The sequence below is a fragment of the Lacrimispora sp. genome, from assembly GCF_032078915.1.
Classification (GTDB): domain Bacteria; phylum Bacillota; class Clostridia; order Lachnospirales; family Lachnospiraceae; genus Lacrimispora.
This window is the reverse complement of the sequence record NZ_DAMAUN010000172.1, coordinates 1-5,427: the sequence shown is the minus strand read 5'-3', so window position 1 is coordinate 5,427 and position 5,427 is coordinate 1. Positions and strand designations below refer to the sequence as shown.

The window sequence follows — 5,427 nt, the reverse complement described above, 5'->3', positions numbered from 1 at the left end:
TTGCCAGGACCATAGCCAGAATAAGGGAGATGGGCAGCTGAATGAGTAAGGATGCGCCCACTAAAAGAAAGGAATTTAAAACGGCCTTCACAAAGTGGCGGTCCTCCGCAAACAGCCTTATGTAATTCCCAAGTCCGATAAACTTCATTTTTCCCATGCCATCGTACTGGAACAGACTGTAGGCTCCGGAAATAAAAAGTGGTATCATACTAAAGCTGATAAACAGGATGAGCGCAGGCAGCACAAAGCAGGCCACAAAGCTCTTTTTTCCCAACATATTATTCATGGTCAATCTCCTTTGGGCAAAAAATGGGTATCGCCTGTTTTTGTAAGCGATACCCCCTTTGCTCTTACTTACTTATTAATAGCTGCTTCATGTTCCTTTATAAACTCACCCGTATCGGCACCTGGAGCGAACAGGGTCTGCACCTGTTCATTATGAATGGTGGCAGGTTCCGCATCAAGAGAGGTATCCCATGCAAGGACTGAGGTCTTTCCCTGGGAAAGGAGATCCTTGATCTGTACGAAAAGAGGATTTAAGCCCTTTTCATCCACCTCTGTTTTCCATCCGCTGAACCCTGAACCTGACTCATAAGCAGCTTCCCCCATCTTTTCATTTATATAGATTGCGAATTTAGCAGCCTCATCCGGGTTCTTCGTGCTCTTATTTACCCAGAAGGATTCTACGAATCCGCCGCAATAATCGGTTTCATTTCCCTTGCCGGTAATCATGGGGATTTTCATTGCCACCACATCCTCCGGATTGATGGTAACTGCTTTATCTGTATAAATGCCATTTGCAAACCAGCTTCCCATAAGCCTCATGGCGGCCCTTCCGGTTCCAAAGGCGGCATTGGCATCATCATTGCTCTGCTCCAGAGGATTGGCTCCAAATGCGCCCATCTTGTATAATTCCTGGACCTTATCTGCCGCTTCCGCGTAGCCCTCTCCTTCAAAGGGAGCCTGGCTGGAGAGCATCTTGTTGATTCCCTCTGCCCCTACGGACCGCAGTGCCAGTGCCTGATAGATGAATGCCGCATTCCAGCCATCCTTTGCGCCAGAAGCCAGAGGGGTCACCCCATCAAGAGCTTTCAGCTTTTCAACTGCGGATACCAGTTTGTCATATGTATCCGGAAGCTCTGCTCCTGCCTGATCAAATAAGGCCTTATTGCAGTATAAGGTCATGTACCAGGAAAAGGAGGGAAGAGAATAGGTTTTTCCATTGTATTCAAAAGCGGCCGTAGAGCCCTCCAGAAGTTTTCCCTTAACCTCATCTGTGATATAGGAATCCAGGGGAAGAAGTTTATCCGCATTGATCATCTTTCTTGCGGTTCCTGCCCCCCAGTAATAAAACACATCAATTCCCTTTGCATCTCCTGCAAACTCTGCGGAAATCTTCGTCTTATAAGCCTCCGTATCCAGCGTCTGGGTGTTGATTTCCACATTGGGGTTTTCCGCTATGTAAGCGGCAACCGACTCGTCATATTTTTTCTTAAGTTCATTGGTATCATTGGACCACTGGTGCCAGACATTTAAAACGGTCTTTTCCGGCTTTCCCTCCCCTGAACTGCCGGCGTTTGTTGGAGCCGCACTGCCTTTGCTTCCACAGCCTGTCATACCTGCTGCCAGGGCTGCCGTAAGCACCACGGCCGAAACTCTTTTTAATAAGCTTTTTTTCATCTCAATCTCCTCCTGGGTTTCTTTGTTTCCTTCTGATATCAGTATAGCGAAACTCTTTTTTTAACTCAATGAAATATTTTGACCCAAAAGGTTAGAAATTTTACTACCTTTGCTTAAACTCCTTAACGGTCACTCCCACCTGCTTTTTAAAGCAGATGCCAAAGTAATGGGAATCCCGGAATCCTACCTTTTCTGCTATTTCGTATACCTTGAAATCCGTTGTATTAAGAAGACGGATGCTCTCTTCAATTCTTTTTTTTAATACATATTCAATCAGGCTCTGTCCTGCCTCTTTTTTAAATACCCTGCTTAAGTAGCTTTCATTGGAAAAGACCGCCGATGCTACGGATTTAAGAGTAAGAGCGGGATCGCAAAAGTTTTTATCAATATATTCCAGGGCCTCGTTTACTACCTTATTTCCCTGCTTTGATTTCCTGCTGTTATGATAGTTCAAAATCATATGGATGGATTCATCCAGAAACGGACGGCACTCTTCCACCGTCTGTATGGATTGTATGGATTCATACAGGCGGTCTTCTCCTATGAGCTGTTCTAAGCTGACCCCATACTTATTAAGGGTGCTTCCGGCTTTAGACATTAAATCCATAACCGTAAGCCTTAAATATTCCACTTCCGTTACCCTTGAGTTCCTGACCCCTTCCACATAATCCTCGATTGCAACAGATACCCTGTCGGAAATTCCATTGGTCAGGGAAAAAAGGAATTCCTCCCAGTCAAAGGTCAGCTTATCCGGATTTTTTTCCATAATATGCATATATTCTTCGTACGTGATGATCCGGTTATCCCCTAAAAGCACCGATGCGCTGAGGGCATGTTCCGATTCAGCAAATGCTTCGGCAATTCCCTCATAGCCTTCATGGATTCGGCTGATGCCAATGGTGGAATCAATGCGGTTTTCCCTCATCCTTTGATGGATTTGCCGTGCAATTTCCCCGCTGTCCTTTACACGCCTGACCGTACAAAACAAGATGATATTTTTCATGTAATGAAGAAAGGATATGGTTCCATCAATGGGATCCCTGCCTAGGAGCTCCATAGCCCTTTTATGGAGGCTTCCGTCCGCTTCCCCAGACCGTTCCTCTTTTAAGTGGAGGTTTAAGCAGCAGCACCCTTCTAACAGCGCTTCACAGCCATAGGCAAGAAGCTTTTTCTCTGCTTCCTCCTCACTGGTCCGCTTTTCTACCAGCCGCTGAAAGAAGCTTTCCATTAATATGTCCTGGTCGGCGGAAACACTCTGCTTTAACATCTCCACCTCCTTGCGGCGGTCCTTTTCCTTTATGATTTTTCCCCTGATCTTAAGAGCGATTTCCTTCAGCTCATTCATATCGATGGGCTTTAACAGAAAATCCTCTACTCCCAGCTTTACCGCCCGCCTGGCGTATTCAAATTCCCGGTATCCTGTGATCATGATTACATGAATGCTCTCATCCAAAGCTGAAATATGTTCCGCCAGCTCCAGCCCATCCATATGGGGCATATTGATATCCGTTAAAACCAACTCCGGCTTTCGGTATTTTATAAATTCCAATGCTTCCGCACCGGAGGAAGCCTCCCCAATGACTGAAAATCCATGATCTTCCCAGGGAAATCCCCGTTTGATCAGCACCCGTTCCAGTTTTTCATCATCCACAATCATTACCTTGATCTCCATGCTCCACCCCCTTTGCTTCCATTTGCTTTACTCTTACTGCTATTTCCGTTCCGTTTCCGATTTCACTGTGGATAAGGACCGGCTGCCTGATCCCATGGTAGAGGGTAATCCGCTGCATCAGGTTATAAAGGCCGAATCCCGATTTACCGGTCACTGTCCTGCCTTCCATGATTTCTTCGATCTTTTCCTCGCTCATGCCGACTCCGTCATCAGACACCAGAAATATAATTTCATCCTCATCGGAAAAAGCCTTGATGGAAATGGTTCCTTTTCCTTCCCTGGGCTTGATTCCATGGTGGACGGCATTCTCCACCAAAGGCTGTAAAAGCAGCTTTAATATCCTGCAATCCTTCACCTCTTCTTCTACATCCACCTCTACCTTTATTTCATTGTCATAGCGGATATTTAAGATGGTTAAGTAGCTTTGTATACAACTTATTTCATCCTTTACCGTAATAAAATCCAATCCGCTGTTTAAGCTGTTCCTGTAAAAGCTTCCCAGAGCCTGAGTCATTTTAAAGCAATTATCATAATCCCGCATGAGAGCAAGAGCGGATACCGCATCAAGGGTATTGTACAGGAAATGGGGATTGATCTGGGCCTGGAGAAGATCCAGTTCCACCTTTGCAATGATCTGCTCTTCTTCCTTCACCTTTTGGATCAGGTTTTTAATGGATCTTGCCATATGATTAAATACCCGCTTCAGATTATTGATTTCATCTTTCTGCCGGTCCACCTCCATTTCATCAAACTGGCCTTTTTCCACAAGCATCATATGCTTTTCCACCTTCAACAGGGGATGGAAGATAAAACGGGTGAGCATGACCGAGCAGACAAAGACAAAAGCAACGTTCATACACATGATCAATAGGATAACGGTGGAATAATAAGGCGCCATGGCTGTCATATTATCCAGTTGAAAGGATCCGGCCAGCTTCCAGTTTTCTATGCCGATGTCCTGGGTGATCACCAGCCGGTTTTCGCCGGTCCGCTGTCCGGGATTCCCGGGGGCCACAATGTATTCATCCTCATCGCCCAGGATATAAAAATCACTGTCACTGGAATTGCTGACCCCATTAAAGTAATTGCGTATTGTTTCCTCATTGACCGTGACCAGCAGGATGGCCAGAGGCTTATATGTATTTTCATCCCGGATTTCCCGGATATAGGTAATATAAGGGGTGTCTCCATAAAATTCAATGACCCCCTCGCTGCCTTTCATAAAAAAACCATTTCCCCTGTGCTCACTTAAGTGCCGGTACCACTCAGACTCCAGAATCTTTTCTCCGTGAATCCCCTTGGGAGTCTTTTTATAGGAGCTGTACACATTATGATAGGAATCCATAATCAGGACGCTGGAAATATATTCCCCTGACAGGATCATATTCACCAGACTTTGCTTGATGGTTCTCTGGATAGACGGATCAATGGCTCTGTTATCCACATTTCTTAAAGCTTCCTGAACATTTCTATCAAAATAGATCAGGTTTGAAAACTGGGTCACATTATCAAAGATCAGGGACAAATTTCCCTTAAGGGCGCTGACCGTCTGAGTGCCTGCTCCCAGAATTTCTCTTTTCGTGTAGGAGCTGTTAATGACAGATATGACCGAAAAGGTGATTACAAAGGATAATAATACGACCGTTAAATACAGAATCAGGATCTTTGTCTTAATCCTCATATTCTTCCATGCATCCATCAGACCAGCCATAGCAGCCTCCCCATTCATATGATTTTTCACCCTTATTCTAGCGAGTTTGGCAGGGGTTGTCAAAAGAAAGTTGGGATTGTCATTTCAGTTCATGATCCCAGCCTTTCAAACCGGTGGTTTTCTTAAAGTATATCCCAGGTGGATGAATTACTAAATTTAATTATTTTGCTGAAAAGGTGATTATTTTTACTTTGTCAGACTCCTTTTGATAAAAACTCCGCTTCCCTGCGTTGCTTTTCTCCCTTAGATTGATTATAATGAATTTAATTTGTGAGAGGAGAACCCCATGCTGCCAGATTATCATTTTCATACAAATTTTTCAGGAGACTCCGAAGCCCCAATGCGGACCCAGTTAGAACGGGCC

3 protein-coding genes and 1 pseudogene are annotated in these 5,427 nt (G+C 44.8%); all 4 read right to left on the bottom strand.

Annotation, left to right across the window (positions count from 1 at the left end; genetic code table 11):
* Nucleotides 1–286 (bottom strand): annotated as a pseudogene (locus tag RT269_RS29690) (carbohydrate ABC transporter permease); the annotation flags it as partial.
* Nucleotides 287–354: 68 nt separating this feature from the next.
* Nucleotides 355–1,680, bottom strand: a complete 1,326-nt coding sequence (locus tag RT269_RS29685; protein WP_313188109.1) for an ABC transporter substrate-binding protein — start codon at nucleotides 1,678–1,680, stop codon at nucleotides 355–357.
* A 103-nt stretch (nucleotides 1,681–1,783) separates the two neighbouring features.
* Entirely contained in the window at nucleotides 1,784–3,352 is a 1,569-nt protein-coding gene (locus RT269_RS29680; protein WP_313188108.1) for a response regulator, read from the bottom strand.
* The gene (locus RT269_RS29675) at nucleotides 3,324–5,063 is read right to left on the bottom strand and encodes a cache domain-containing sensor histidine kinase (protein WP_313188106.1); all 1,740 of its coding nucleotides are present in this window, start codon (nucleotides 5,061–5,063) and stop codon (nucleotides 3,324–3,326) included. The genes RT269_RS29680 and RT269_RS29675 overlap by 29 nt, the downstream gene beginning before the upstream one ends.
* Nucleotides 5,064–5,427: the final 364 nt, after the last annotated feature.

Coding starts and splice junctions, on each gene's coding strand:
- RT269_RS29685 (WP_313188109.1), bottom strand. CDS start 1,680: ATGAAAAAAAGCTTATTAAAAAGAGTTTCGGCCGTGGTGCTTACGGCA.
- RT269_RS29680 (WP_313188108.1), bottom strand. CDS start 3,352: ATGGAGATCAAGGTAATGATTGTGGATGATGAAAAACTGGAACGGGTG.
- RT269_RS29675 (WP_313188106.1), bottom strand. CDS start 5,063: ATGGCTGGTCTGATGGATGCATGGAAGAATATGAGGATTAAGACAAAG.